The organism is Arthrobacter crystallopoietes BAB-32 (genome assembly GCF_000328305.2).
GTDB lineage: Bacteria > Actinomycetota > Actinomycetes > Actinomycetales > Micrococcaceae > Crystallibacter > Crystallibacter crystallopoietes_A.
Window position 1 is genome coordinate 15,207 of the sequence record NZ_ANPE02000067.1, and the last position, 26,207, is coordinate 41,413.

Annotated in this window: 28 protein-coding genes and 1 pseudogene; 11 read left to right on the forward strand and 18 right to left on the reverse strand. The window is 65.1% G+C overall.

Going from position 1 to position 26,207, the window contains the following annotated elements:
• Positions 1 to 21 precede the first annotated feature (21 nt).
• The 3 genes from pxpA to D477_RS02985 all read left to right on the forward strand — a co-directional run bounded on the left by pxpA (position 22) and on the right by D477_RS02985 (position 3,031).
• Entirely contained in the window at positions 22 to 762 is a 741-nt protein-coding gene (gene pxpA / locus D477_RS02975; protein ID WP_005267156.1) for a 5-oxoprolinase subunit PxpA, read from the forward strand.
• Between the two features lie 438 nt (positions 763 to 1,200).
• Complete coding sequence (locus tag D477_RS02980) at positions 1,201 to 1,878, forward strand: recombinase family protein (RefSeq protein WP_005267157.1); 678 nt, start codon at positions 1,201 to 1,203, stop codon at positions 1,876 to 1,878.
• Positions 1,871 to 3,031: a competence protein CoiA family protein gene (locus tag D477_RS02985; protein WP_150109973.1), complete on the forward strand. Its 1,161-nt coding sequence runs from the start codon at positions 1,871 to 1,873 to the stop codon at positions 3,029 to 3,031. The genes D477_RS02980 and D477_RS02985 overlap by 8 nt, the downstream gene beginning before the upstream one ends.
• Positions 3,032 to 3,181: 150 nt before the next feature.
• Here the strand turns inward: D477_RS02985 and D477_RS02990 are convergent, their stop codons facing one another.
• Positions 3,182 to 3,460, reverse strand: a complete 279-nt coding sequence (locus D477_RS02990) for a hypothetical protein (RefSeq protein WP_005267159.1) — start codon at positions 3,458 to 3,460, stop codon at positions 3,182 to 3,184.
• Positions 3,461 to 3,553: 93 nt separating this feature from the next.
• Between D477_RS02990 and D477_RS02995 the strand changes: the two genes are divergently transcribed.
• Entirely contained in the window at positions 3,554 to 3,889 is a 336-nt protein-coding gene (locus tag D477_RS02995; protein ID WP_005267160.1) for a hypothetical protein, read from the forward strand.
• Positions 3,890 to 3,989: 100 nt separating this feature from the next.
• On the forward strand, positions 3,990 to 4,925 hold the full coding sequence (locus D477_RS03000) for an endonuclease/exonuclease/phosphatase family protein (RefSeq protein WP_005267161.1): 936 nt from the start codon (positions 3,990 to 3,992) through the stop codon (positions 4,923 to 4,925).
• 85 nt (positions 4,926 to 5,010) lie between these two features.
• Here the strand turns inward: D477_RS03000 and D477_RS03005 are convergent, their stop codons facing one another.
• From D477_RS03005 to D477_RS22175, 3 genes are all read right to left on the reverse strand, one after another.
• Positions 5,011 to 5,586, reverse strand: a complete 576-nt coding sequence (locus D477_RS03005) for a hypothetical protein (RefSeq protein WP_005267164.1) — start codon at positions 5,584 to 5,586, stop codon at positions 5,011 to 5,013.
• Between the two features lie 119 nt (positions 5,587 to 5,705).
• Positions 5,706 to 6,293, reverse strand: coding sequence for a hypothetical protein (locus D477_RS03010; protein WP_005267174.1), 588 nt, complete (start codon positions 6,291 to 6,293; stop codon positions 5,706 to 5,708).
• A 144-nt stretch (positions 6,294 to 6,437) separates the two neighbouring features.
• Positions 6,438 to 6,665 (reverse strand): hypothetical protein, encoded by a 228-nt coding sequence (locus tag D477_RS22175; RefSeq protein ID WP_005267175.1) that lies wholly within the window; start codon positions 6,663 to 6,665, stop codon positions 6,438 to 6,440.
• Between the two features lie 712 nt (positions 6,666 to 7,377).
• Here D477_RS22175 and D477_RS03015 point away from each other — a divergent pair.
• On the forward strand, positions 7,378 to 8,670 hold the full coding sequence (locus D477_RS03015) for an AAA family ATPase (protein WP_005267176.1): 1,293 nt from the start codon (positions 7,378 to 7,380) through the stop codon (positions 8,668 to 8,670).
• Between the two features lie 138 nt (positions 8,671 to 8,808).
• Positions 8,809 to 9,330, forward strand: a complete 522-nt coding sequence (locus D477_RS03020; RefSeq protein ID WP_005267177.1) for a hypothetical protein — start codon at positions 8,809 to 8,811, stop codon at positions 9,328 to 9,330.
• Here D477_RS03020 and D477_RS03025 read toward each other — a convergent pair.
• Positions 9,327 to 9,518, reverse strand: coding sequence for a hypothetical protein (locus D477_RS03025; RefSeq protein WP_043845382.1), 192 nt, complete (start codon positions 9,516 to 9,518; stop codon positions 9,327 to 9,329). The two genes, D477_RS03020 and D477_RS03025, sit on opposite strands and share 4 nt — an antisense overlap.
• 119 nt (positions 9,519 to 9,637) lie before the next feature.
• Between D477_RS03025 and D477_RS22180 the strand changes: the two genes are divergently transcribed.
• Positions 9,638 to 10,213: a hypothetical protein gene (locus D477_RS22180; RefSeq protein WP_150109974.1), complete on the forward strand. Its 576-nt coding sequence runs from the start codon at positions 9,638 to 9,640 to the stop codon at positions 10,211 to 10,213.
• Positions 10,214 to 10,273: 60 nt separating this feature from the next.
• Here the strand turns inward: D477_RS22180 and D477_RS03040 are convergent, their stop codons facing one another.
• Positions 10,274 to 10,615, reverse strand: coding sequence for a DUF7455 domain-containing protein (locus D477_RS03040; RefSeq protein ID WP_005267180.1), 342 nt, complete (start codon positions 10,613 to 10,615; stop codon positions 10,274 to 10,276).
• Between the two features lie 132 nt (positions 10,616 to 10,747).
• Between D477_RS03040 and D477_RS03045 the strand changes: the two genes are divergently transcribed.
• On the forward strand, positions 10,748 to 11,146 hold the full coding sequence (locus D477_RS03045) for a hypothetical protein (RefSeq protein ID WP_005267181.1): 399 nt from the start codon (positions 10,748 to 10,750) through the stop codon (positions 11,144 to 11,146).
• Positions 11,147 to 11,639: 493 nt separating this feature from the next.
• On the opposite strand, the gene D477_RS03055 is transcribed toward D477_RS03045, so the two are convergent.
• The 4 genes and pseudogenes from D477_RS03055 to D477_RS03065 all read right to left on the reverse strand — a co-directional run bounded on the left by D477_RS03055 (position 11,640) and on the right by D477_RS03065 (position 15,156).
• A complete protein-coding gene (locus D477_RS03055; protein ID WP_150109976.1) occupies positions 11,640 to 12,452 on the reverse strand; it encodes a hypothetical protein in 813 nt (270 codons plus the stop codon).
• A gap of 384 nt (positions 12,453 to 12,836) precedes the next feature.
• Positions 12,837 to 13,703, reverse strand: a complete 867-nt coding sequence (locus tag D477_RS23100) for a recombinase family protein (RefSeq protein WP_237740685.1) — start codon at positions 13,701 to 13,703, stop codon at positions 12,837 to 12,839.
• Positions 13,704 to 13,799: 96 nt separating this feature from the next.
• Positions 13,800 to 14,129, reverse strand: a pseudogene (locus tag D477_RS23105) (recombinase family protein); the annotation flags it as partial.
• Positions 14,038 to 15,156 (reverse strand): CpaF family protein, encoded by a 1,119-nt coding sequence (locus tag D477_RS03065; protein WP_005267190.1) that lies wholly within the window; start codon positions 15,154 to 15,156, stop codon positions 14,038 to 14,040. The gene D477_RS03065 and the pseudogene D477_RS23105, both read right to left, overlap by 92 nt.
• A gap of 160 nt (positions 15,157 to 15,316) precedes the next feature.
• On the opposite strand from D477_RS03065, the gene D477_RS03070 reads away from it, so the two are divergent.
• Positions 15,317 to 17,134, forward strand: a complete 1,818-nt coding sequence (locus tag D477_RS03070) for an ABC transporter ATP-binding protein (RefSeq protein WP_005267192.1) — start codon at positions 15,317 to 15,319, stop codon at positions 17,132 to 17,134.
• 5 nt (positions 17,135 to 17,139) lie between these two features.
• On the opposite strand, the gene D477_RS03075 is transcribed toward D477_RS03070, so the two are convergent.
• The 6 genes from D477_RS03075 to D477_RS03100 are packed head-to-tail and all read right to left on the reverse strand — an operon-like array spanning position 17,140 to position 22,679.
• The gene (locus D477_RS03075; RefSeq protein ID WP_005267195.1) at positions 17,140 to 18,126 is read right to left on the reverse strand and encodes a glycosyltransferase; all 987 of its coding nucleotides are present in this window, start codon (positions 18,124 to 18,126) and stop codon (positions 17,140 to 17,142) included.
• 35 nt (positions 18,127 to 18,161) lie between these two features.
• Positions 18,162 to 19,310 carry a glycosyltransferase gene (locus D477_RS03080; protein ID WP_052510662.1) on the reverse strand — a complete coding sequence of 383 codons (1,149 nt, stop codon included), beginning with the start codon at positions 19,308 to 19,310 and terminating at the stop codon, positions 18,162 to 18,164.
• Positions 19,307 to 20,491: a glycosyltransferase gene (locus D477_RS21015; protein WP_005267199.1), complete on the reverse strand. Its 1,185-nt coding sequence runs from the start codon at positions 20,489 to 20,491 to the stop codon at positions 19,307 to 19,309. The genes D477_RS03080 and D477_RS21015 overlap by 4 nt, the downstream gene beginning before the upstream one ends.
• On the reverse strand, positions 20,484 to 20,849 hold the full coding sequence (locus D477_RS03090) for a DUF2304 domain-containing protein (protein ID WP_005267201.1): 366 nt from the start codon (positions 20,847 to 20,849) through the stop codon (positions 20,484 to 20,486). The genes D477_RS21015 and D477_RS03090 overlap by 8 nt, the downstream gene beginning before the upstream one ends.
• 4 nt (positions 20,850 to 20,853) lie before the next feature.
• On the reverse strand, positions 20,854 to 21,519 hold the full coding sequence (locus tag D477_RS03095) for a glycosyltransferase family 2 protein (protein ID WP_190273512.1): 666 nt from the start codon (positions 21,517 to 21,519) through the stop codon (positions 20,854 to 20,856).
• A gap of 41 nt (positions 21,520 to 21,560) precedes the next feature.
• On the reverse strand, positions 21,561 to 22,679 hold the full coding sequence (locus D477_RS03100) for a glycosyltransferase (RefSeq protein WP_005267206.1): 1,119 nt from the start codon (positions 22,677 to 22,679) through the stop codon (positions 21,561 to 21,563).
• A 176-nt stretch (positions 22,680 to 22,855) separates the two neighbouring features.
• On the opposite strand from D477_RS03100, the gene D477_RS03105 reads away from it, so the two are divergent.
• Positions 22,856 to 23,998 carry a glycosyltransferase gene (locus D477_RS03105; RefSeq protein ID WP_005267207.1) on the forward strand — a complete coding sequence of 381 codons (1,143 nt, stop codon included), beginning with the start codon at positions 22,856 to 22,858 and terminating at the stop codon, positions 23,996 to 23,998.
• Between the two features lie 29 nt (positions 23,999 to 24,027).
• Here D477_RS03105 and D477_RS03110 read toward each other — a convergent pair whose 3' ends face one another.
• Together D477_RS03110 and D477_RS03115 are read right to left on the reverse strand one after the other, a co-directional pair.
• Positions 24,028 to 25,176, reverse strand: a complete 1,149-nt coding sequence (locus D477_RS03110; protein ID WP_005267208.1) for a glycosyltransferase — start codon at positions 25,174 to 25,176, stop codon at positions 24,028 to 24,030.
• Positions 25,177 to 25,181: 5 nt separating this feature from the next.
• On the reverse strand, positions 25,182 to 26,207 hold the full coding sequence (locus D477_RS03115) for a Gfo/Idh/MocA family protein (RefSeq protein ID WP_043845385.1): 1,026 nt from the start codon (positions 26,205 to 26,207) through the stop codon (positions 25,182 to 25,184).

A 26,207-nucleotide genomic window follows, 5' to 3' on the forward strand; every position in this document is an offset into this window, starting at 1 on the left:
AAGACTGAGAATGGAGCTTTCATGGTCACGATGAACGCCGACATGGGTGAATCTCTCGGTATTCATTCCTTCGGCAATGATCACTTGCTGCTGCCGCTGGTCGACACTATCAACGTGGCATGCGGGTTCCACTCAGGGGACCCATCCACGATGAGGCAGACAATAGAGGCAGCGTCCGAACACGGTGTCACCGTCGGTGCGCACCCCGGCCTGCCTGACCTCGTTGGGTTCGGACGTCGTGAAATGAAGCTCGACAAGAGCGAGGTGCGTGACCTGGTGCGCTACCAGGTCGGGGCGCTGGTCGCCTTCCTCGAGGCAGCCGGCGCTGCCCTGCACCACATCAAGCCTCACGGCGCCCTCTACGGGATGTTGGCCCGCGACGAGGATCTGATGGACGCCGTCTGCGATGTGGCAATTCAGTATGGCGTCCCTGTCTACGGGTTGCCCGGAACGGCTCACGAGCGAGCGGCGGCCCGCCGCGAAGTGGGATTTATTGCTGAGTTCTACGCCGACCTCAACTACGGCGATGACGGCATCGTCGTCGTAGAACGACACGGCAAGCAGCGCTCTCCTGATGAATTCGCGGACAGGGTTCGCGCAGCCATCAGCGAAGGCTCAGTCATGACAGCCACGGGCAATGAGCTGCAGATCCGCGTTGATTCGGTGTGCATCCACTCCGACCTGCCCGCGGCGCCATCGAATGCACGAATCACCCGAGATGTCATTAACGAGCTTTCGCAAGGCCGCGTCCGCTCAAGGTGAAGATCAGGGACCTGATCCCTGCATAGTGGTCGCTCCAGTATGGAGATGGGACCCGGGTACTCGTCCAGAGTTATGTTGGTGGACCCATAGTGGCGCCTGGTGGCCAGGTTCATTAAATGAGAGCGCCGGATCTGGCAACTGAAATGGGGGAGGTGCAATGCCGGGTCCCCATAACAACGGCTCCTGAGCAGCAGCTGTGCACGTTACTTCCCCCACCTTCCCGGCCACAGAGCGTGGCGCAGAATGGGCGGGTCCGCCCTGTCTCACGGAGTATAGCTTGGGAAGGCATCGTTGTCCCGCGAACTCTACCTTCTACTGTCACTTCTCCTGACCCCGGTTTTCCGGCGTTTCAAGGCCAAAACTGTCCCATGGACCCTGTATCACGTAAGTATCCCGAATCTCCTAAGGGACTGCGGGACACTTGGCGGAAGGGGAGGCATGAGACTGGGCTACGCGAGGGTCAGCACGATCGATCAGAACGCGTCCATGCAGATCGAGGCGCTGGTCGAAGCCGGAGTGGACCGGAAGCGGATCTTCGTCGACGAGATGTCCGGGGCCAAGGAGGCTCGCCAGCGGCCGCAGATGAGGGCGCTGCTCGACTACGCGCGCGAAGGGGATGAGATCCTGGTCTGGCGGATCGACCGCCTCGGGAGGTCCCTGGTCGATGTCATCAACACGGTCGAGGACATCATGGAACGCGGCATCGCGCTACGGTCAATCATCGACGGGGTGGATCCGTCCAGTGCCCAGGGGCGCCTCCAGTTGCATCTGTTCGCCACCCTGGCGGAGTACGAGCGGGAACTGATCAACGAACGTGTCCGGGCCGGCGTGCAGGCGGCGAAGGCGCGCGGGGTGAAGTTCGGCAAGCAGCCGCCGAAGCAGGAAACCGTGGAGACCAAGGTCAAGGTCGCCAGGCAGCTGCTCTCGGAGGGCAAGACGGGCCGACAGGCAGCCGAAGCGGTCGGATGGTCACGAACCACCCTGTACCGGTACCTGAAGCAGTTCGGCGCCGAGCAGCCGGCACAGGATCAGGTTGTCGTGCCATCCAAGGGCCGGTCGTCCTACGGCTCCAAGAAGACCTTGCCCGCCCGGACACCACGGGGTGCCCGTGGTTAGCCAAGGTGGGGACCGGCAGATCGAATTCGCCGTCGCCGGGAGCCCCGATTCGGAGCTGGTCGTCAAGGTTCCCGAGTCCCGCACGGCGGCGCGCACCATCAAGGCCCGCTACCGGGACTTCTTCTGCGCGCCGGCCGCCGGCGGCTGCGGGGAGCCCCTGACCTTCGCCATCGGCGAGATCAATGTCCCGCACTTCAGGCACAAGGCCGATACGCGATGCAGACTCACCGCATCCGCGGAGGCCAGGGACCAGTACACGCACCTGGCCATTCAGACGGCGCTGAAGCAGTGGATCGACGCCATGCCCGGATACAGCGCGCGGCTGGAGGTGGCCATCGAAAGGGCCCGCACCGACGTCTTCGTCACCGGACCGGGCTTCCGCTGCTGCCTGGAGGTGCAGCGCTCACCCCTGGATCCGGGAGAAGCCGAAGCGCGGACGGCTCGCTACCTTGCTGGGGCCGGGGCGGTGGACTGGCTCTTCGAGAAGCAGAACAACGCCGCGCACCGGGAGATCCTGTACCGCCGCGGCTATAGCTTCAGGGTTGGTTACCGGTTCCGCGACACCAGTTGCCGCCTGGGTGTTTCCTATCTTGCCTGGCAGGACGGCGCCCGCACCGAGAAGGTCACCGGAGGGCCGCTGTCCGACTGGACGATCACCGCCGATGGCCTGCACTCGAAGCACCTGGAAGTGGCCCGCGCGGCGTACGCTGAGCTGCTCCGGCAGGAGCAGGCATTGGAGGAAGCGCGGCGCAAAGCCGAAGAGGATGAGCGTCGGGCACGGGCTGAAGCCCAACGTCGCCGCGAAGAGGACGCCCGGAAGGCCAGGGAGGCCCAGAGCGCACTGCTCGCCGCGGAACCGGTGCACCCTCCGGGTGCCGGCGGCATCCTCGACTGCCGCAGCGTGCTCTCTGGCAGCCCCAAGCAGATCGCCTGGGCCAGCACTATCCGCTCCAGCATGGTTGCCCAGCTGAAGGTCCACGCCGGCCAGCCCTGGCTGGACTTCTCCGAGGCCACCAAAGTGGCCCGGTGGATGGACGGCCATACACAGGCTAGGTGGTGGATCGAACTCTTCAGCGGAGACCGCGACCTGGAAGACCTGTTCCAGCGGTACGAACAGATCTACGGTCGGATCGAAGGCCGGCCGGTGCTGTAGCCCGACGCCCGCGGAGGCTATTCGGCAGTGAAGAGGGGCGTCCGGGACCGTCGATCCGTACCTGTCGGGGCGGCTGCGCGTCCATCGCCAGCCACATGATGAAAATCGCGATGCAGTTCGTCACGAGGACGAAGGCAACCGCTTCTCCCATCAGTCGCAGCCCCCTCCGCCGCCGGAGTCGCAGGATGAGCTGCTGCCCGAGTCGAAGAACCCGGATCCGGCAATGCCACCGGCCCAGTACGCGCTCGACGGGTCCGAGGACGAGGCAGAGCCTGATGTGCGGCGGCTCACCGGGCGGGCGGATATAGGGGCGTCCAGCTTCTCCACCCAGTCCGGCTCCGGACCGGGATGCTTCCTGGTGGCCTTGACGAGCAGGCAGACGACCACGATGCCGACTGCCGCGATGCGGGTGACGATGACCGCTTCCATGAGTGCCTTTCACAGGAGGTGAATGTTCGTGCCTCATGTGTGCGGCAGGGCGCCCGGGGCTCGCCAGAGCCCTTCGCCGGTAGACTCCCATCCATGCCCGACGGCGTCCTGGACCCGAACAAGAAGAGCACGCGGATCATCTCCGCGGTCCTGGCGGTGCTGCTCGGCTGGCTGGTCGTTTGCTACCCGGCCTTCCTCCTGGCCCTGGTTTCCATGTTCAGCTTCAGCGGCTGCTTTCTCGAATGCACCGAGCCGGACCCGCTGGCCGGTGTCCTCTTCCTCGGCGCGGCCCTGGTCCTCGCGGCCGCACCGGTGCTGCTCGGCTGGAGCATCCTCCGGCCGGGCTCGCCGGCCTGGAAATTCGGCGTCGGCGGCCTGCTGGTCCTCGCCGCGATCTGGGGTTACGAGGTGGTGGCCGGCGCCCTGTAGGCCAGGGTGGGTTATCGCCGCCACCTGCTGTTCACCTCCGCACCCTAGCGTGGCCACGGACAGCCGCGGCTCCCGCACCCCAGAGACGGAAGGAAGACCGATGCCCGTTCTGACGACCTGGAACCTCGAAAACCTCTACCAGCCCGGCGGCGAGTTCGGGCCCAAGACCAAGAGTGTCTATGACGAGAAGCTCGACTACGTGGCCGCCCGGATCGAGACCATCGGCCCGGACGTGCTCGCGGTTCAGGAGATCGGCGACCCGGAGGCCCTCGACGAGCTGACCGGCCGGCTCCCCGGCACTTGGCATACTGTGCTGTCGGAACATCCGGACGCCCGCGGCATCCGGGTCGGCTTCCTCAGCCGCGGCAGCATCGCCACGACCACTCACGTAACCACGCTGCCGGAGCCCCTGCGCCCGGTCCAGTCCGGTGACGGGCCCGACGATGCGGCCGAGGCGCTGGGCCGTGGTGCCCTGCATGTGCGGACCGCCGTGGACGGCCGGGACCTGGACCTGGTGACCTGTCACCTCAAATCAAAGCTGCTGACCTACCCCGGCGGACGCTTCAATCCGAAGGACGAGGACGAACGGGCACGGTTCGGTGCGTACGCCCTGTACCGGCGCACCGCCGAGGCGGCCGCCATCCGGGTCCACGTGAACGCCCTGCTGGCGGAGGAGGGGCGCAGCGTTGCCGTGCTGGGCGACCTGAACGATACCCAGCTGGCGGCGACCACCCAGCTCATGTACGGGCCCACCGGCTCACAGCTCGGCACTGCCGGGTTCGACCGGCCGGACAAAGGAGACCGGAGCCGGCTGTGGAACGTCGCTGCGAAGATCCCCGAGGAGCAGCGCTTCTCCCGGATCCATGAGGGTGACCGTGAACTGATCGATCACATCCTGCTCAGCCACGCCCTGGTCGAAGGGCTGGAGTCCGCCGAGTCATTCACGGACGACATCCAGGGGATCGGCAACAACCCGTCCGCGCGCCGCTCGGAGAGCGTCCCGGACCACGCCCCGGTGACCGTCCGGATTGGTTGAGCCCGGCGGGCCCATTCGACGGGGGTCGGTGCAAGAAAGAGCCCCGGCGGTGCGTACAGCCGGGGCTCCCGTCTCCGCGTGGCGGCTACTGCGTGACCTCCACGTCGGTGATCTTCCACTCGGTGCCGTCGTGCTCGAGGCTGATCTTGCCGACCTTGCCGCCCTCGCTGGGCTTGGCGGTTTCTTCGGTGTCGCCGGCCTTGATGTCGATGTCGCTGCCCAGGATCGAGGCCTTGTCGCCGTCGAGCTCAATGGCGTCTTCGCTGATGGTGGCCGGCTCCTGGGTAAACATGCCGAGCAGCGCGAAGATCCCGACCAGTCCGGCGCTCTTCTCCTCGCTCATGTCCAGGTAGCCGTAGGACTTCGGGAAGGCGGCCTTCAGCTGGGCCGCGGTCTCCTCATCGGTGGCGTCCTCGGCCGGCGGGTTCGCCATCATCTCGCCCATGTACGCCTTGGCTTCCTTCTGGGAGGTCTTGAAGAAGGCGTTCAGGGTCTTGGCGACGTCGGCCGGCGCATGCTCGACCTTCTGCTCGGCCGGGGACTCGGCCGTGACAGGCGCAGTGCTGGCCGGTGCGGGCGAGGAGGAGCCGCAGGCTGCGGCCCCTAAGCTGGCGGCGAGGGCCAGGAGCGGGACTCCGAGGGCGCGGGCGATTTTGGACATGGTGGTTCCCCCAAAGTTGGTGAAGTGATTCAAATTTGGAACTGATAAGGCGGCGGGTTTTGTGCCCGGAAATGCAGAGGCCGCCCGATTTAGAAGAGAGGACGCCGGCCTCACGCGTCTTACTTGATCGACCCCTTGAAGATGGCAGGTTTGTCCATGAAGTTCGGCGCCGTGACCTCGACACGGACATTGTCTGCCTCTGCTTCGGGGATGCCATATCCGACGGTCACCGTCTGGGTTTCGCCGGGCAGGACGGTGGAGAACTGGTCGATGCCGATGTTGTTCTCGGAGTCATTGGCGTGTTCGGCGCCCTTGCCCTTGTCCCCGTACTTGACCTCGGGAACGCCCATGAGGATTGCTTCGAATTCTTCCTGGCCGCCGTTCGTGACCTCGATGTCGAAAACGGCGATCTGGTTCTCGACCGCTCCGTAGGCGTACTGGCCCGCCGGTTGCAGGCCCTTGGCAGTCACAGTTACTTCGACGCCATTCTCGAAGGTGACTTTGTCGCCGAACTTCGCGGACCGGTCAGCAGGAGCGGCTTCCTGGCTGGGCTCTTCGGCAGTCTCTGCGGGCGCGGCTGCCGCTGTGGTCTCCTCGGCGGCAGCAGTCGTCTCCGACTGGGGTTCAACGGTGGGCGCAGGCGAGCTGCAGGCGGACAGGCCGAGGCCGGCCAGCAAGGCGACGGTGAGCGCGATGGACTTCTTCAAGGTGTGTTTCCCCCAACGAAAACTAGAAGGAGCGGGCAGGGGAGAGGCCCGTGCCCGGTGCCGGAACCGGCCCTGCCAGTCTAGCGGCGAACGTTTCACCCAAACCCACCCAACCGGTACAGGATTCAAAATGTGACGGTGTTGTTAGGCGCGGCCGTCGAACCGCAGGGAATCGGCCATGAAAGGCACCGCTTCACGAACCAGGCCCGGGTCAGCGCTCTCGTCAGGCTTGGCGTCCGGGACGGGACGCAGCACCGGGCGGATCTGCCGGCTCCGCTGCACGAACTTCGCCTCCCCGGGATACCCCTTGGCCAGCGCGGAGGACTTTCTCCGGCAGGTATACGGACACGTGGTCCCGCCGCTCTTTGTCAAGCAGGGATCCTTGGCGCCACACCGCGGGTCTCGCAAGCGATGGACTCCAATCGGGCGGCGCAGGACGGCATAGACTTCGACGTGGAAGCCGACAGCGCTTTCCACCGCAGCCGCGGGATGGCAGCCTCGTCGGTGACGAGGAGCTTATTGCCCTTCCAAGCGACGGTTTCACTCAGGCTGATCGCGGTTGAACTCATACGGTTTCTATGCCGCTGAGCCCGCTGCGGGTGTCGTTTTTCTGCACCCGGAACCGCCGGATTCGGCCGGCCGGGTGCTGTCCACCCCCGGCCACCCCCGGCCACAGGGGTGGACACCCCCTCTGGAGGAGCAGGAGGCCCCCTTTACTACTACTACTTATAGGGAAGTTAAGTATTTCTATCTATCTATGGCCACCCGGCCACCCTGTTTCAGCACTCTCTCCCGGGGAGGGAGGGTAATTGTATTTGGGGTAGGTTCCCGGTTACAGATTTACACTCTCTCTCATGGGGGTATGCTGTTTTCCGCGTGGTCAGGGTGGCCGGCCCCTTTTTTGACGACCAATGTGCCTCTGACTAGGGCGTTTACCTTTAAAATCCGGCCACAGGGGGTGTGGCCGGCCCGTGGCCGGGCGCGGCAGAACCCGTGGCCACCGGCCAGGATCATGTCCGTTGGCGCATTTTCAGCCGCTGCGACGGCGGTGAGCGCAAGCGCCGGCACCGCACACATTAGGGTCATGATCGACCTGACAGACATTGGACTGGAACCCGAGGAAGCCGATGCAACCCTCGAAGCCGCCGCCGCACCGGAGCAGGAAGAGGCCCCCAAAAGCGATCTCGTCGCCGGATCCGTACTTGCACGCGCCCTCTACAACGTGTGGACGGGGCAGCCATGCACCGTAATCGACTCCCCTCCCGGTGCCGGCAAGACGACCCTGGTCCTCGACATCGTCGCCCAGCTGAAGCAGCGGTCCAAGCTGAAGGTTGTGCTCGCGACGCCGACCAAGCGCGGGGCATACGACTTGGCCGAGCGGATTGCCGCCCGGCTGGGACCGGACAGCAAGGGCCGACCGCAGGTTGCACTGTCGGTGTATCAGATGACCCCGCCGCCCGGTGTCGCCAACGGCGGCCGTGACAGCGAGCTGACAAATATCCCGGTGGTGCGCACAATTGCATCCTGTAAGCGCAGTGCCCCGGCATGCGACCTGATGATCGTTGACGAGGCCTACCAGGCGACGTTCGCCGACGTGACCGGCGCCGCCGACAATGCCAAGCAGGTTCTGATGGTCGGCGACCCGGGCCAGATCGGCCCCGTCGTCACAGCCGATGTTTCGGCCTTCCGCGGCCGCGACGCGGCCACGCACATGCGCGCTCCCGAGGTCTACACCCAGCGCTCCTACACCCAGGTCCTGGCAATGGACACCACCTACCGGCTGGGCCAGCAGACCGTGGATGCGATCGCCCCGCTCTACAACTTCGACTTCTCGTCCTCCCGCCCTGACAGGCACGTGGAGCGCTCAGACGGGAAGCGGTTGCGCGAGCTGCGCCCGATGGAGATCCCCGTCTCCCCCACCATCGAATCCCTGGACACCATGGTCCGCGTTGCCGAGGCTGCCGCAAAGATGGTCGGCCGCACCCTGGTGGAAACCGACACGGACGGCACGGAGTACCGCCGCCCGCTGGAGCAGTCCGACGTGGCCGTGGTCGTCGCCCACAACGCACAGTCCTCGACGATCACTGCCATCCTGCGTGACATGAAGATGCCGAACATCACCGTCGGCACGGCGGACAAGATGCAAGGCGGACAATGGCACGCGGTGATCGCCCTCGACCCGTTCACCGGGCACTCGACCGCCAGCGGCCACCGTCTCTCCCCCGGCCGCCTGTGCGTCATGGCCAGCCGGCATTTGACCCACCTTTCATGGCTGTTCTCAGACAACTGGGAGGAAATGCTCAACGACCCGGACGTGGACAAGCACGAAGCCAAGCTGGCTCGCACCGTCCGCCGCGCCCTGACCGGGACGGTCTAACAAGAGGGCGGCTACGTCTGGGAGCCGCTCCCACCCTTCATCGGACCGCGACAGTGGCTGTATGATTCTCCGGGCGCCGTAGCGCCGACGGACCAAGGGGAGCCGATCGCGGACGCGCCGAAAAACAAAAAGAAGACCATGTTCACCTGGATCGCGGGCATAGCCATGCTGTTCTCCTGGTATGTGACTGGCTCGAACCAGATTGCGGAGCAGGAGGCGGCTGCCGCGAAAGCGACCGGCAGTCAGGCGGAAACCGCCGTACAGGATACGACGGCAGAGCCGGCGGCCGAGCCTGTCGCGGAGCAGGAGGCCGTGACGGTCCACGAGTCGACAACGGACCGCTATCTTCACGGCTGCCCGCTCTACGGGGACACGATCGTTGATAAAGACGCCTACGGCAGCGTCAGCCACTGGGTTTGCGACCTGGGGCCCGACGGCCTGATGCGCTGGCACCACGACTACGACGCCGATGCGAGGCACATCCGCGAACGGGCGCGCAAAAACCGGCCGCGCCGGTTCAGCAGGCACCTGCTCCCGCGCCGGACCCGCTGGAAGGCTACACCGGCCCGCGCTGCTATGCGCCGGGCGGTGAGACTTGGACGCCCTGCTAGACCACATGGCAAAAGACCCCGGAAGCTTCCGGGGTCTTTTGGTGTCTAAGGGGTCAGGCTTTGGTCCGGCGCAGCGGCAGCCGGCCGGTTCCGGTGAACCAGGCCAGGGCCAGGCAGGCCGAGGGCGAACATGGACAGACCGTTGAACACCGGATTGAAGATCCCGATGGCCAGTGCGGCGGCGATGAGGGCGACGGTGGCGATGCGGTTGCTCATGCCCCGGATGTGTGCGGACATTTCCGAAACTGAAACCGATACCCCACTCGCGCTTCCACGGATGCCCAATCAAGGGCTATTGAGCAATGCAACGTAGGTCAGCACCGCCCGGTAGGCACGATGCACGCTAGCATCCCCTCATGGGTATCGAAGACGAACTGAGCGGCTACCTCGATAGCTCCGGAAATCTGCCCGATCCTCAACGCAGACAGGCCGCCGACCTGGTCCGAGAATTTCAGGATCTGGGTCGGGAGCTGGCGGATGCGCTTCATGCCCGCGGAGTGCCGCCCCAGCATTTCACAGCAAAATCTTCAGAGCCGGCAAGCAAGATCACACACTTCTTCAAAGGCCCCATGAGCAACCCCACGATCCGCCTGGCGGACGGCTGGCGCATCCGAACACACCTCGGACTCGACGTCACGGGCTACTGGTGGCAGTGGGGCTACATCCCGGTCATCTTGGGCGGCTACGAGAAATCTGCACAGGGCTACTACGGCTACCAGCGCGTCGATATGAGCCAATGGATCGACAGAATCTCGAAGGGAAGCGCCATCCACGTAGCGCCGGAACTGATGGTGAAAAGCGCGCAGGACGAAGTCGGCCAGGCGTTCCTCTACTGCGAATACAGGGATGGAATGAGCCGGTACAAGTCGGAGCTGCGCCACTATCTCCTGCAAGGCGCAGCCGAGCTGATCAACGGCCACCAGACCGGGTGACCCCGGAACACGGTAAGAGCCCCGCGGCGATTGGCCGCGGGGCTCCAGTAGGTCTCCCCGCTAAGAAGCGTCGGTGAGCCCGTCACCGCCCTTGGTGAAGTCCTGCTTGGGTACGATCACGCTCTTGATCGGCGCCAGCACCTCCGGTTCGATCCAGTAGCTGACCGGGTTCTGCTCCAGCAGTGCGTCGAGGTGGAAGAGTGTGTGGTGGCCGCACAGCATGATGTCACCGACGCTGTAGGTGAACCAGGACTTCGCGGCAGCGGCCGTGCCGCAGCGGTCGCAGCGGTCGTGGGTGTAGTTCAGCGGGCTGGCCGCGTCCTGGGTTTTCAGGTGTTCGTTCAGCAGGGCTGCCCGGGGGCTGATGACGGCTTCGGTGACGGTTTCGGTTGCAGTGTTCATGGTCTTTCATGTGTGCGGAGGCCACGACGCGCCTCTCCGTTGTTTCCCGATATGACGGCGGCGGCGGGTTCTCCCCGGTGCCGCACACATCAGGCGAAGAACGCAGCAGCCCCAGCCGCCAGGAGGAAGACCATGCACAGGCCCACCGAGAAGACCCCGCTGCGCCGGGAAGCCGGCAATCCCGATACGCCGCCGGACCGCATGCGCGAACTGATCCACCTCGAAGGCAACCGGGCGGACGGCGATTCGGACGCCGGGTGGTGCCGGGAAATTGTTGCCGCCAACCCTTCCGCACCGGCGGATGTGCTGGCCGAGCTGGCCGCGGACCAGAATGACTGCATAGCCCGGCTGGGCGTGGCGCAGAACCCGGTCGCCACAGCGCGCCTCGTGGAGACGCTGGTCGACGACCCCAACACCATGGTCGCCAACGCAGCACGTGAACGGCTCGGGCTGCCGAAACACCCGTTGCCCGGGCCCCGAGTGATGGGCGGCCCCTTCCGGTTCAATCCGCGCACCGGCCGCTTCGAATAGCCATTGCCGGGCAGACCCGCCCCGTTCGCCGTACACATGCAGGGCATGGAACCCATTCGCACCCTTGCCCACGTCGGTGAGCTGCTCGCCCTGCCTGCCGACTCGATCGTATGCCCGGCCGGCTCCCCCTGGCTCGGGCACATCCGCCTCAACAGTGATGACTGGCTGACTTTCGGCTCCTCCGAAGTCTCCAGCACCGATCAGGTCTGGACCCGGATCACGGCCAACGGAGGCCTTCCCTGGCTCCTGTGGGGCGAACAGCCCGCAAAGGCCGCGGCGAAGGCCTGGCAAACCGTCATTCCCGGCCGTCGGCCCGAAAAGAAAGCGCACGTCACCCTGGCACATGCCAAGAGCGCCATCACCGGACGGATCTGGAAGGTCGCCGACGCCGACATGCAAATCCTCGAACTGGACCCGGTGAGCGGCGAGTTCGCCGTCCTGCATGACATTCCGCGGGGCACGGCGCTGGCGATCTGCCTTGGAGATCGGGAGTTTAGCCAGAGTCCGTCAGACCCTCGGGCTCCCCGCCGGGAAGGAATTCATCGACCGCGTTCCGCCAGCCGGCGGCCTCCAGATCAATGTCCAGACTGTCAGGCAAGGGAACCGAGGGGTCAGCGACATAGAGGCTGATCTTCCCCGGCTGGACCCAGGAGGTCGCCTTGACCGTCACTTCTTCGGTGAAGATGGTTTCCGGCAGGTCAAGCCAGCCGCGCACCTGCAGCTTCTCGATCAGGTGCAGCGTTTCGATGACGGCGAGCATCTCGCTGCAGACCGTACGCATAGCTGCCAGGAACATCTCTTCCGGGTACATCCCTCCGCTGTAGGAGCGGCGCACCTGGTCTTCATGCAGCAGGTGCCCGTACAGCCAGGCACCGGAGAGCTGCTTGTTGGTCAGTGTGCCGCCTTCCCATGCCTCCTGCGGCTGCCCGTGGGGATAGTCAGGATCTGCCTGTCTGAACCGCTTGCGAAGCTCCTTCACGTCACCCAGCAAGCTGCTGGAACCCTGATGGCCTTTCAGCGCAGTGGCGACCGCGTCAAGAACTTGGTCGTAGTGGACCTTGTCGCGTTTGAGGAACACCGGGCGCACCCTGGCCGCCGCCGACTCCAGCTGTTCAGTCGGGATGAGCTCGACCGGCTTCAGTTCCACGCCGGTCTCTCCTGTACGGAGATCCTTCGTGAGCACTGCATTAATTTGTTCTCTGGACATTTTCCGCAGCTGATCAATGTCGTCCGCCAGCGAATGGTCCTGCACGATTCTGGCGCGCAGCACGAACCGCTGCAGCAATGCGCGCTGGTTCTCCGACAACACGGCATCCCTCTCCCCCATCACCCGAAGGCGTCTTTCCTGACGCCGGCCATCCTAGCCCGGGCGGGGTTGGAAGCGGAGCCCGCTAGGCGAGGGCGGGCAGTGCTCCGTGCAGTCCACGACCTTGATCCTTCTTAGGTGGAGAGCGCCCGTCGTTGCCCCCGCCGCATAGAGACCCTCATGGATATTCCAACTGTTGCGGAATGGGTTGCTTCAACGAGGAGAGAGCAGGGCCTGCCGCCGAAGATCGAAGATGCTGCCACCATTCGACGGGCTCTAGCTGCCGCGGAGCGAGGCAAGATTACCAAGACTGACGTGGCGGTTGCCCAGTAGCACGCATGTATAGGCCACCGGCCGCCGGCGGTTCTGCCCGGACCACAGGGTCTATCTCTTCCAATCAGGGATCAGACGCCCAGGGTCGAACACTTTCGCACCTTTCACAATGCGACGCGGCATCACGGTTACGAAGTTGAACATGTCTTCCATCGTTGCCCGCTTAGCCGCAGTGGTCATCCCAGCCCAACCTGCCCGCAATTCTTGTCCGGTAACTACTGAGCGGCTGACGTTGGTTTTGGGCTCAGGTAATGCAGCTAGCTGCCGCTTGATGGCGGCCGATGCCGACACCCACTCCTCGGTATCCATCACGCCAGTGGCCATCAGTTCAGCAATCTTCGCCTTCCGATTTTCGAGCGTTTGTCGTTTCTCCAGCCAAGTTGCCAGGTCGGACTCGTTGGACTCGCCTTCCTGGGCCCGATCGTGGGCCTCAAAAACTGCCTCGGCGAGGTACGATTCGGCTCCTTCGAAGCTGATGCTCATCCGGCCGCACGCGCCGCTCCCTTGGTTTTTCGGACAGCGATAGTTAGGTGTTTTCGTCCTGCCGGCGAGCCCCCGCACCATGCCGTGGCCGCAATAACCACACCGGAGGAGCCCAGTCAGTAGATGTTTTCGCGGCCCTCCCCGAGTACCCTGAGACCGTCCTGCAGCCAAGCGGTGCCGGAGCAGCAGTGAGGTCTCGTCGTCGATGATGGCCTCCCACACGTTGCGCTTCGTAATTACGCCACGATGTTCACGGTGACCGGCGATACGGGCGCTCCTGACGATCCCCACGATCGTCGTCGCCCTCCACTCCGCTCCGCGAATTGTTGGAATTCCACGATTATTCAGATCCCGTGCGATCTCATTGAGCTGTTCGCCGGCCAGAACGCGCTCGCACAGCTCCTTAATGATGACCGCTTCCTCTTCGACCACCATCGCATCCTCGCGATAGCCATAGACCCGTCGGCCCGGCCAAGCACCCTTCTCAGCCAGCTCCAAGTGTTTACGCTTAATGCGCTCCTGCGCCTTTTCGCGCTCAGCGGCTGCTACTGCACCGAAAATGTGCGCCTGAAATCGTCCTTCAGCGGTTGCCAGGTCAATCGCGCTTCCTGTCACGGAGACAATTCCTACGCTCGTCCTCTGGCTAAGCCCTATGTACTGCACCAGCTCCGCCATGCTTCTGTGGAGACGGTCCATGGCGTAGACCAGGACTACATCAACTTCACCGGCTTCCATTAACTCCTGAAGTCGGAGGTATGACGGTCGCTTCTTAAGACCCGAAGCAGAGATGTCGTTGTCTTCGAGCTCCGTCACGACAACGTAGCCGTGAGCTTGAGCGTAAGCACGACAATCGGCCAGCTGCCTTGCGACCCCAAGCCCCTCTTGAGCCAGATCCTTCGAGATGCGGGTGTAGATTGCTGCACGTATAGCCACCGCAGTAGCGTACACGTCTTTTGCAACGCGCCGCTTCGTGGGCGCTATTGGCATGGACGGTACACATGCCGGGCAGTCCACTGTTGAGCGCGATCAGCATGTCGAGGCTTTCAGCCTCCCGGACCTCGCCTACGATGAGCCGGTCCGGCCGCATCCGCAGGGCTTCCTTGACCAGCCTGCGCAGCGGGATTTCGCCGCCTCCTTCCAGGTTCGGCTGGCGGCACTGCAGCCCGACGACATCCCGGAGCGGCAGCTGCAGCTCGAAGATTTCCTCCACGGTGACCACTCGTTCCCGGCTGCCGATGCTCGCCGCCAGGCAGTTGAGCATGGTGGTCTTGCCTGCCTGGGTCGCACCGGAGACCAGGATGTTGAGGCCACTGGCAACCGCTGCGGCAAGGAAACGTGCGGCTTCAGGCGAGAGCGAGCCCAGCTCGACCAGGTGTTCGAGCCGGGATGCTCTGGCGATGAACTTGCGGATGTTGACGGCCCAGTGCTTGCGCGTGATGTCCGGAATCACTACATGCAGCCGCGAGCCGTCAGGCAATGCCGCATCGACGAACGGTGAGGAGAGGTCCAGGCGGCGCCCTGAGGATTTCAGCATCCGCTCCACCAGGTCGCGGACCTGCTGCTGCGTCAACGTCACGGACGTGAGCTCGGATTCTCCGCCCCGCGCCACGTAGACCTCTGAAGGCGAGTTGATCCAAATTTCCTCGATTATCGGATCGTCGAGCAGCGGCTGCAGCGGACCGAATCCGGCCACAGCATCGAAAACGTATTTGCGGGCATAGTCCAACTGGCCCAGCGGCGGCAGCGTACCCAGCAGCGTCCGCTCGTCGTAGTCATTGACCGCGGCGTCGACGAGGCGGCGCACCTCCGCGGCCTGCTGGGCCGGGTCCAGCCCCCGGCGGCGGATCAGTTCACGCACCTCATCTTCGACAATACGGATGCCATCCATGCCATTCCCCTTAGCGCACAGCGCCATTACTGGCAGCGGGCTTATTTGAGACTGCGCCCGCTCCCGATCTCCATTCCTCCAAGGAGCCTAAGTGAAGCGTTCAATCCCGACCAGACCGGCGACGCAGAATGGGGATAACACGTCTAATGTTGTTGCCAGTATGAACAGCATCTTCAAGATCATCGGCCCGTTGCTCAGGACCCTCCCGGAGGGCAGCCGCCGCTTCCTGACCGGCTATGCCGCTGCCTCGGCAGCCCTGGCGTTGCTCGATGTCGTCGCGCTGGGCCTGGTCGCGGCGCTGCTGCCCGGGTTGGTCGGCGGGGAGGACGTTGTCTTTCCCGTACTCGGCAACCTGACCGAGCAGGGGCTGGTGCTTCCGCTGCTCATCGTGATCTGCCTGCTGATTGTCTTCAAGGGCGTCCTCGCGGTGCTGCTGCTGCGTTTTGCCACCAAGCGCTTCGCCCGCCATGAGGTTGCCATCGGCGACCGCCTCTTCGCTGCCTACCTTGCTTCCCCCTGGGAGAAGCGGTTGGGACGGAACTCGGCGGAGATCGTACGCTCGGTGGATGTCGGCGTCGGTATTACGGTTTCCGGCGTCCTGATGCCTGCCATGTCCCTGTTCGGTGAGTTGGGCACGCTGGCTGCCGTCGTCGTCGTACTTTTTGTGGCACAGCCGCTGATCGCGGTTGTCACCATGGCCTATTTGGGGCTGGTGGCGCTGCTGCTGGCCAAAGTGATTTCCCCGCGGGCGGTCGCCATCGGCAGGGAGAACCGCGAATGGTCCAACCGGACCGCCAAGACGCTCTATGAGGCTCTCGGCGCCCTGAAGGAAATCACGCTCGCCGACCGGGCGGGCGAGGTTCAGGAACAGGTCCACGGCACACGGACCAAGTCCGCCTACGCGCGCGCAGGCGCCATCCAGATCTCGCAGATCCCCCGCTATGTGCTGGAGACCGCGCTGGTGGTCGGTTTCGCGCTGCTGGGCGGGGTCGGCTACCTCACCGGCGGTCCGGCCGGTGCGGTCAGCGCCGTCGGGCTGTTCGCCGTTGCAGGGTTCCGGCTGATCCCCTCGCTGACCCGCTTGCAGGCCGTGCAGTCCTCGGTCAACACCAGCGCATCCTTTGCCCGGCAAATCGTCCAGGACATCCGCGAAGGCGAACAGGATATGGCCCGGCAGATAGCGGAGCGCCCGCAGCGGGAGCTGCCCGAACGGCCGGCGGACATCGTCCTGGACAACGTCAGCTTCAGCTACCCCGGTGCGCCGTCGCCGGCCCTGCAGTCGGTCAGCATCCGTATTCCGGCCGGAAGCCACGTGGCTTTCGTGGGCTCCTCGGGTGCGGGCAAATCCACCATGGTCGACCTGTTGCTGGGCCTGCTTGAGCCGAGCGAGGGGCGGATCGAGGTGGCGGGAGAGCCACTCGGCTCGGTGCTTAAGGCGTGGCGGCGCAGGATCGGCTACGTGCCGCAGGAGGTCTCCCTGTTCGACGCATCCGTGGCACAGAACGTGGCCTTGGCGTGGGATCCGGACAAGGTGGACCGCGAACGGGTGCGCGTTGCACTCCGCCGGGCGCAGCTGCTGGACACGCTCAATGCGCGCGAGGGCGGCATCGACGCGCTGGTCGGCGAACGGGGCCTGGCCCTGTCCGGCGGTCAGCGCCAGCGCCTCGGCATCGCCCGCGCGCTGTACGACAACCCGCGCGTGCTGGTAATGGATGAGGCTACGTCAGCGCTGGACACCGCTACGGAGGCGGCAGTGACGACGGCGATCGGCCAGTTGCACGGCGATGTCACCGTCATCACGGTGGCGCACCGGTTGTCGACCATCCGCGATGCGGACGTGGTGTTTTTTATGCGGAACGGAACCGTGGCGGCCCACGGCACGTTCGATGACGTCGTGGCCCGGGTGCCCGACTTCGCCGAGCAGGCCGCCCTGGCGGGCCTGGCCAGCACATCCGAAGGCGGCGCAACCGCAGAATAACGGCGCTATCCGGATGATGGCCGCCGGCACAGTCCTGCATAGAGTTCGGCCAGTTGCCGCACAATCCGTTGCGGGCCGTGGTTTTCGCGGGCCCAGCCAGGGCCATCCAGCCGCTGCGAGGCCAGCTGCGGATCCTCCAGCACCGTGCGGACCTGGTCCGTGAGTTCCGCGGGGTTCGAGCCAGCCAGCACCGGTGACGGTCCCGGGTAATAGCCGGCGCCCAGTTGCATGACAACCGGCACACCGATGCCCACCGCCTGCAATTCGCTCATCGCCAGGATCCCCGCACTTTGGCCGACCACGCACTGGGCCGATGCAAGCCAGCGAAGGTACGCGGGCTTGGGCATCTTGGGCAGCAGCCGGACACCGAGGTCGGCGGCTTCCGGCGCTGCGGCTCCCCAGTCCAGTCCCTGTACCTCTACATCAGGTCCGACGGCGGCGAGCAGTGAGCGCGCAACTGCCAGTTGTGCGCGGCCGCCTTTGGAATCTTCCCAGCGGGAAGAGAAGACTACCCGTGGCCGGTGGGCGGGAGCCCAGCGCGGAAGTTCCTCTATATCCAACGGGTTCGGCAAGTAGATGGCATCCGGGCGGGCTGCGGCAGCATGCTCGGCGAGGTCCGGCGTCGAGTACAGGACGGCGGCGGCGTTGTCGGCGCCCCACTGCAGGGCCGGCCGGCGCGCCGGATCGTAGAACTGGGTGCGGATGTCCGTTCCATGTAAGTGGAGCAGGAACGGCCTATGCGGGCGGGAGCGAACAATCCCGATGCGCGAGCCGGAGTGGACGTGCAGCAGGTCGGAGCGCAGGATGCGTGCCGCCCGGCCTGCCTGCCAGGTAATCGTTGCCAACAGGCGTCGTGCCCTCTCTGCGGGGCCACCGGCCGTGGCAGCATCCGAAGGAGGCGTCCGGTCGAACTGCCGCCATGGCAGGCCGGCCCGGCGGCCATACTTGACGAGCGTGGCGCCCACGTCTGCTGCATCGTACAAGTGCAGCACCCGCGGCTCCTGCTGTCGGCTCGCTGACTGTCCGATCATCGCGTCATCTGCGCAGGGGCTGCGAACAGCGCGTCGACGGCTCGCTCCCAGCCCCGGTTCTGGTATTCCGAAGACAGTTCTTGAGCGGCGCGATGGGCATTCTGCTTCCAACCGTCCACCTGCTCCGGGGTCAGTTCCTGCAGGACTTTGCGCAACGCTGCTGCGGAGAATCCTTCCGTAACGGCTCCCAGCCGGTGGCGTTCCACCAGCGCCTGCATCGCCGGCGAGGGCCCGATGATCACGGCTGTGCGGGCCTGGACGGCCTCGAAAAACTTGTTGGGCAGCGCGTTGGCCAAGTTGAAATTCGTTGGCGGGATCACGGAGATCGAGACATCGTACTCGCTCACGGTGTCGACCAGCTGGTCATACGGGACCGGTTCCCGGAACCGCACGTTGGGCAGGGGCTCGGCCTGCCGGCGCAGTTCATCAACATACGCCGGTTCGTTGGGCATAACGATCAGGTCGAGTTCCAGTTCTCCCGAGGCGGCGTCCATCGCCGAGATTATGTCTTCGATCCGCCGGTAACGTTGCCCTGCAGAACTGTAGATCAGGCGGATGGGCCGGCCGGTGGGCCTCGGAACCTTCTCCGCGTACGGTGCCGCATTGGTGACGACCGTCGCCGCCACACCGAAGTCCCGGCCGTACTGCTCGGCGATGCCGTCCGACACTGTAGTGACAGACCTGGCCTGCGGCAGGAAAGTGCGGCAGACCCAGCGGACATACGGGGCCACCAGGATCCGCCATGCGGGCTTGTTGTAGTGTTCCTTGGGAGCGAATTCGTGCAGGTCGGCGTGGACGCCGTGGACTGCATCGAGGCTCATCGCGAGCGGCAAGGTATTCGCGTCGTTCGCCAGGACCGCGTCGAACCTCTGGCCGCGAAGGAGCCGGTAGGCCTCAGCGACGGCGGCAATGTTCCAGTAAACCTGCCGGTACTGTCGCTGGAGCAGCCGCTTTGGGTCGCGCGGCCAACTGGGCAGCCCTGACTCGATTTCGAAATGGCGGGAAACACCATCCGGTGCCGCCCCGAAGCCGCAAGTGACGACGTCGTACTTGTCACGGAACAGGTTGATCTGCTTAAGCACCCGCGGATCACTGCGCAGTGGGGACAGTGAGACAATCAGCAATTGTCCTGCTCTCGGACTCATTTGTCGTCCTTTCGGCCGGGCGCGTCGGTTTGTCGAACGGGCTGCGCCGGCTTGCGCCGGAGCTTGCGGTTGATGGTCGCGAGGACGGAGTTTAGATTGCTCCGCAGCGGCGACTCCACCCTCAGGTTGTCCCGCATCCGGCGTGTCAGGCTCCGTTCCAGGACGTGCGCCGCTTCCCGCCGTCGAAGCGCCGTGCGGACTGCCTCCGGACTGGCGTCTGTAGCCAACGACAGCAGCAGCTGCTCATCTGGCCCGCTGAGGAGCCGGGCGGCTCCGGGGGCCAACTGGGCGATGCCGGTGAGGACGTCGGCCATTTCCTGGCAGTCGCTCGCCTCCCAGTCAAAGCCGGAGCCCCGGCGAAGCGCTGCGCTGATAACGTGCCCGCGCAGCAGTTTGACCGCGATGGCCTCACGCTGGGCAGCTCCCAGGCCCGCGAACCAAGTCCCCTCCGTCAGCAGCCGGAGGTCGCGGAACTGCTCCTTCAGCGGCAGCACCGCCGACGTCACCCGGACCGCGGCGTCCTCACCGACCAGGTACGCAGGTGCATCGGACAAATAGGCGATCCGCGCGCCGGAGAACCACAGCCTCAGGCCGAACTCCAGATCTTCGCCCGTGCGCAGTCCTTCGGTCAGCGCCAGGCTGCGCTCCTGCAGCAGGCTCCGCCGGATCAGTCCGAGCGGAGCGGTCCGATAGGCGAGCCGGTCCCTGATCGGATCGACCAGCACGCCGCGCCACACCCGGGCCCGCGGCGTCAGGATTTGCTGCCCGCTGCGCGTTCTGAGCGGTGCAATGACGACGTCGGCCTCCGCGGTGGCAGCAACGTCGAGCCAAGCGGCGAGCGCACCGGATTCCAGCGTGTCGTCTGACCCCATGATGCCGACGAAATCGGTGGTCGCCGCTCGGAGTCCATAGTTGAACGGTCCCGCTGGGGACGCTATTCCGTCCACCAGATCCAGCACGCGAACGCCACGGCCAATCAAGCCGTCCAACGCCGTGCGCACGGGGGCAGGATCAGTATTGTGGCAGACCACCAACGCTCCCGCTCTTCCTTGCCCTGCGGCCAGCACGGATTCAACCGCTCGGCGGATGGGCCGGTCCATGGTGTGGACTGCGATGACGACCTCGGCTTCCAAGGCCGGTAGCGCGTCGCCGCCTGTCGGACCGGGGGCGGACTCAGCCATCGTTCTTGTCTCCTGAGACGGCGTCGGGCCGCGGAGCCTCGTCGAGGGCGATCCGGCGCGCGAGCTTGGTGATCCGGTCCTCCAGTTGGCGCCCGCGCTGGAAGGAACTCGCCATGAAGACCATGAACGCCACGATCAGGCCGTAGAGCACTAGGTCTGTCCCACGCCCGATGCCGAGAGCGTTCGCCAGCCTCGTCAAGAGACCTGGAAAGAACACAGAGAGAACTGCCAGCGCCGCGAAAACCAGCAGCAGCAGCCTGCGCACGGCCTGGTGCTTGGCGTTGCCTCCTCCACGCATGAGCGCAATCGCCCCGATGATCACGGCCAGGACGAGGACAATTTGGACAAGAATAATCATGCGCTCACCTGAAAAAGAGATCCGCGAGGATGTTGACGCCGTTCAGCAGGGACTGGCCTTTGGCTTTGGAGTACTCGGTGTACACGATCTCTACCGGATGCTCCACCAGGACGGGCTTCAGCTCCGCCAACTGGTGGATCAGTTCCGAGGCATGCGCCATCCGGTTCTGGTTCAGGTGGATCCTTGCGAGGACCGGCGCGGAGATGGCACGGAGGCCGTTATGCGCATCGGTTAGCTGCAGCCCGGTGGCCATCCGCGATTGCAGCGCTGCCGTGCGCAGCACCATCCGCTTGATTCTCGAAACCTCGGTCCGTTCCTCGAGGAAGCGGGAACCGAGCACCACATCTGCTTCGCCGGCGCGCAGCCTGGCCAACATGGCCGCAGCGTCCGACACTCTATGTTGCCCGTCCGCGTCGAAGGTGATGACGGCATCGAGCTCCGGATCCTGCAGGGCATATTCGAAACCGGTCTGGAGTGCAGCGCCCTGGCCGAGGTTGATTGGATGCTGGACGACCACGGCCCCGGCTGAACGGGCGATCGCCGCGGAACCGTCGGAACTGCCGTCGTCGATGCAGACGATATGCGCGAACTCCTCGAGCAGGCCGGCGACAACGGAACCGATAACGGTGGCCTCGTTGTACACCGGCACCACTACCCAGCAACGACTCACCTGCCCAGTATTCCACAAGGGGCATGGCCACTCCGCACGGCTCAGGCGAGGGCGCCGACCGAGCGGTAATGGGCATCCAATTGCCGGCTGCTGCCGGCCAGCGAACGGTGTTCGACGACGAACTGCCGGGCTGCCCGGCGCATGGCCAGATAGTCACCGCTGCGCAGGCTGAGCAGTTGCAGCAGACCGTCACGCAGTTGGGCGAAGTCCGCTTCGCCAGCCAGCAGCCCGGTCGTTCCCTCATCGAGCATCTCCGGGATGCCGCCGCTGCGGTAGGCCAGCAGCGGGGTCCCGCAGGCTTGCGCTTCCAAAGCCACCAAACCTGCTGCCTCCCGCGCTCCCCCGGCTTCTTGGCTCGGCGCGACGAGGGCATAGGCCTTTTGCATCCAGGTGCGGATCCCTTCGCGGTCCATGCGACCGAGGAAATCGATGTGCGGATGGCTAGCCGCCTGCTCCACCACCGCATCGCGCAGCGGCCCATCGCCGATCACCACCAGCCGGTGATGCGCCTTACGCCAGACGGCCAGGGAGGCATCGATCAGGTCCCTGATCCCTTTTTGCGTGTTCAACGTTCCCACGAAAAGAACGATCGGTGTCTCGTTCGCATCATGGCCGTTCGGCACGAAGTATTCCGTGTCCACGCCCTGGTAATGAACCTCGATCTTGTCCGCGTCCAGGCCGAGTTCGATCGCCCGATCCGCCAGGTAGTGGCTGACTGCCAGGATGCGCTGGCTTTGCGCCGCGGCGGCCAGCACATTGCGGTGGTGCCATTTGGCCATCATCGTGTCCGGCGGATTGCCGAGCGACACGACGTCGGAGCCATGCAAGGTGGTAATCAGCGGCACTTTGGAAAGGCGCGCGGCGTCCACTGCCGGCCGTGACCATGTGGCGAAGTGCTGATGGATGATGTCCGGCTGGAAGCGGCGAATGGCCAGACTCATTGCGGGCATGAAGGCAGGCATAACCAGTTCGCGGCGACGGAATCCCAGCAACTGCCCGGGCACGAAATCGGTGATCGGCACAGAGATGGACTTGTCCTGCACATCGGCGACGAGCGTGAAGATCCGGAAGTCATGGCTGTCTTTGAGCTGCTGGGCGTGGGCCACAGCGAAATAGGTCGGCGGGATGCGCAAGGTGCTCTTGGTGATCGCAATTTTCACGTCGCGTCCTGACCGGAGTTTGGAAGGGCACGGCCAATGCGGCCGTGGTGAACACAGCCATAGTAGTCCTGCCACCTTGGGGTTTCCGTTGGGCGAGGAGGGTAGGCTGGTCCAGGCGCCGCTAGTCGTTCCAGCACCGCGGCCCGGCATTGGAATGAGCGCAGCAGGCAAAGGACGTGGAAGTGGAACCCCGGATTCTGTGCATTTCATTCTCGGATATCCAGGCCGATTCCCGGGTGCTAAGGCAGGTGCGGCTGCTGGCCGAGGCTGGGGAAGTCACGACGCTTTGCTATGGCAGCCGTCCGCCCGGCGCCACCCACCATCTGGAAATCGACTCTTCACTGCCATCCCTGCCGCAAACGCCAGCCGGAGTGCTTCGGCTCGCCCTGCGGCGGTTTTCGGCGGTGGAACTTGAAGCGCCCGCCGTCAAGCAGGCGCGGCAACTGGTCGATGGGCAGAGCTTCGACCTGATTGTGGCGAACGAAGCCCGGGCACTGCCGTTGGCGCACGCACTCGCCAATGGCGCTCCAGTATGGGGCGACATGCATGAATGGGCACCGGAAGAACGCGCGCATGTCCTGCCGTGGCGCCTGCTGGTCAAACCCTATATGTACAGCATCTGCGCCAAATACCTGCCACGAACGACGGCGGTCACAGCAGTTAATGCGTCGATCGCGGCTTTGTACACGGAACACTTTGGGTGCCCCACCGAGGTGGTCCGCAACACGGGTCCCTACCGTGAATTAATGCCAGCGGCGCCCGTCCCCGGGCGGATCCGCCTCGTGCACAGCGGCGCGGCGGTTCCTGGACGGAACCTCGAGGGGACCATCGAAGCGGTCAAGGCGCTGGACGAGCGCTTCAGCTTGGACCTGTACCTGGTCAAGGCCCGCGACGGAGGCCGCTACTGGCAGGAACTCAGGGAACTGGCGGCAGCGGATCCGCGTATCACTTTCCACGATGCCGTCGAGCCCGACCGGTTGCCGGCAACGCTCAATCAGTATGACGTGGGTGTCTTCAGCCTTCCACCGCAAACCACCAACCACCGGCTGATGCTTCCCAACAAGTTCTTCGACTTTGTCCAGGCCAGGCTCGCCCTGGTGTTCAGCCCTTCCCCCGAAACAGCGAGCCTGATGCAGCAGCATGATCTCGGGGTCATCACCGAGGATTTCAGCGTCGCTGCGCTGACCCGTGCTCTGGCCACCCTGAGCGTCGACGATGTGCAGCGTTACAAGGCCAATACCCATCGGGCCGCGCGCGCCTTGAGCTCAGCCGAGGATGAAGCAGTAACGCGCCAGGTGCTGGCACGACTGCTCCGGTAAGTCGGCACCCGCCGCCGGCACAGGCACGGTCAAGACCTGCTGACAGCCGCCGCCAACGCCTCGGAGGCCCGGGTACCGACGCCGCGCAGTGAATAGTGCTGCTCCACCCAAGCCGCCAGCCGGGCCCGTTCCGCCGGTTTCACCGGATCTTCCAGCACAGCTGCCATCGCATCCGCCACCTGGCCCGCGTCCCAGTCCACCTCATGACCCAAACTGTGCTGGGCCACGATGCGCCGCAGCGGCCCGACACCTGCATAGATGACGGGGGTGCCACAGGCAAGGCTGGCAAAGGCCTTCGTGGCAAAGGCAAAGTCGTAACCCCGGCCAGGCCGCACCGATGCAAGTCCGGCGGCAGCCCTGCCCAAGGCTGCCGCGGTTTCCTCCCCGCTGGCCAACCCCATGAAACGGATGCGGCTGCCGGCCGGAGCCGCGCGCTCCCTCAGCTCACGGAGTTCGACTCCTTGGCCGTACAGCAACAATTCGGCGTCAGGATAGCGGTCCATGATTTTCAGGAAGCCGTCCACGAAAACGCCGGCCCCCTGGATTTCCGACATCGTTCCCGCGTAGACAAGAGTCCGCTGCGTTCCCGGGGTCCCGCCATCCGCCGACGCTGCCGGCCTGAACGTCCCAGTGTCTACCCCGGTTCCTACCTCGGCCACCTGGGCTTTCCCCCGGGTCAGATCACGCACCGCGGCGCTCACGCCTTCCGAGACACTCAGCACGCTGGCCGCGCCATTCAGCACCCACCGCTCGACGGCACGCAGGACAGCAACGATGCGCGGATCCACTCCGATTCCGGCAGCGGCATCGGAGCTGACATCGGCCGCGAAGTAGACGTAGGGCCGGCGACGGAGCCAGCTTGCCATCCGGACCACGACGCCGGTGGTCGGCGGCGGCTCCGCCAGCACGGCATCGAAACGCCGCGAGGACAGCAGGCGGAAAAAGAGCGGAATGTCGAAGCTGGCGTACTGCACGTAGCCACGGACCGCGCCCGACCGGTCCCGCAGCACCGGCCAGCGTCGCACTCGTCCGGTGGACCGTTGCGCATCGGGCGACGTGCTGGTCAGCACCGTTACGGTATGTCCCGCGGCTTCCAGGGCCTTGACGGTGGCGGCGAGCCGGTAGGCCGCCGCCCCGGCTTCCGGCGCGAATATGCGGCTGGCGACCAGAATGTGCATGCGGCTCAATCCCGCAGCCGGATGGTCCTGGCCTCGCGGCTCGACACCGTCATGGCCTCGGCGACGCGCAGCGTATTGAGCCCCTCCCGCATCGTGACGATGCCGGCAGTGCCCGGGGCAAGTTCATCCCGGGTTTCGCCGCGGGCGGCCAGGACGGCGTCGCGGAAGGCTTCGTGCTCCACCTTGAGCGGTTCCCGCTTTGCGATAGCCAGGCGGGTGACGTTGCCTTCGGATACACCGCGGAAGTTGGCCACGGAGTCCCACTCCGTGCTGATGGTCCCGTTTTCGAAGAATGTCAGGTCGGCCGTCAGGGTGTCGGCCATGAAGGAACCGCGTTCTCCGGTCACTACCGTCATGCGCTCCTTCATCGGCGAGAGCCAGTTGACCAGATGGCTGGTGATGATGCCGTTCGCCAGCTGGCCATTGGCCGCCAGCATGTCTTCGTGCTCGCGGCCGGAGCGCGTAGTCGTCCGCGCGCTGACGGATTCGTACTCGCTTGCGGCCAGCCAGGCGGTGAGATCGATATCGTGGGTGCCGAGGTCCTTGATCACACCGACGTCGGCGATCCGCGAGGGGAACGGGCCCTGCCGGCGGGTCGCGATCTGGTAGACCTCGCCCAGGTCGCCCTTCCGCAGCCGCGCACGCAACGACTGCAGCGCCGGGTTGTAGCGCTCGATGTGTCCCACGGCGCCGACGAGGCCGCGGCTCTCGAATGCATCCGCGAGCCGCTGGCCGCCCTCGATGGTGGACGCGATAGGCTTCTCCACCATGGTATGGATCCCGGCCTCGGCCAGGGCCAGTCCGACCTCCTCATGCAGGCCGGTCGGCACGGCGCACATCACCATGTCCACGCCGTGCGCGATGAGCTCTTCCACCCCGCTGTAGAACGGCAGGCCGCCGGCGACCCCGTGCGGGTCGCCATACGCATCGGCCACAGCCACCAGTTCCACGCCCTCGGTTTCCTGCAGCACCCTGGCGTGGTGCCGGCCCATCATGCCCAGCCCGATCAGGCCGGCACGCAGCTTCCCCAC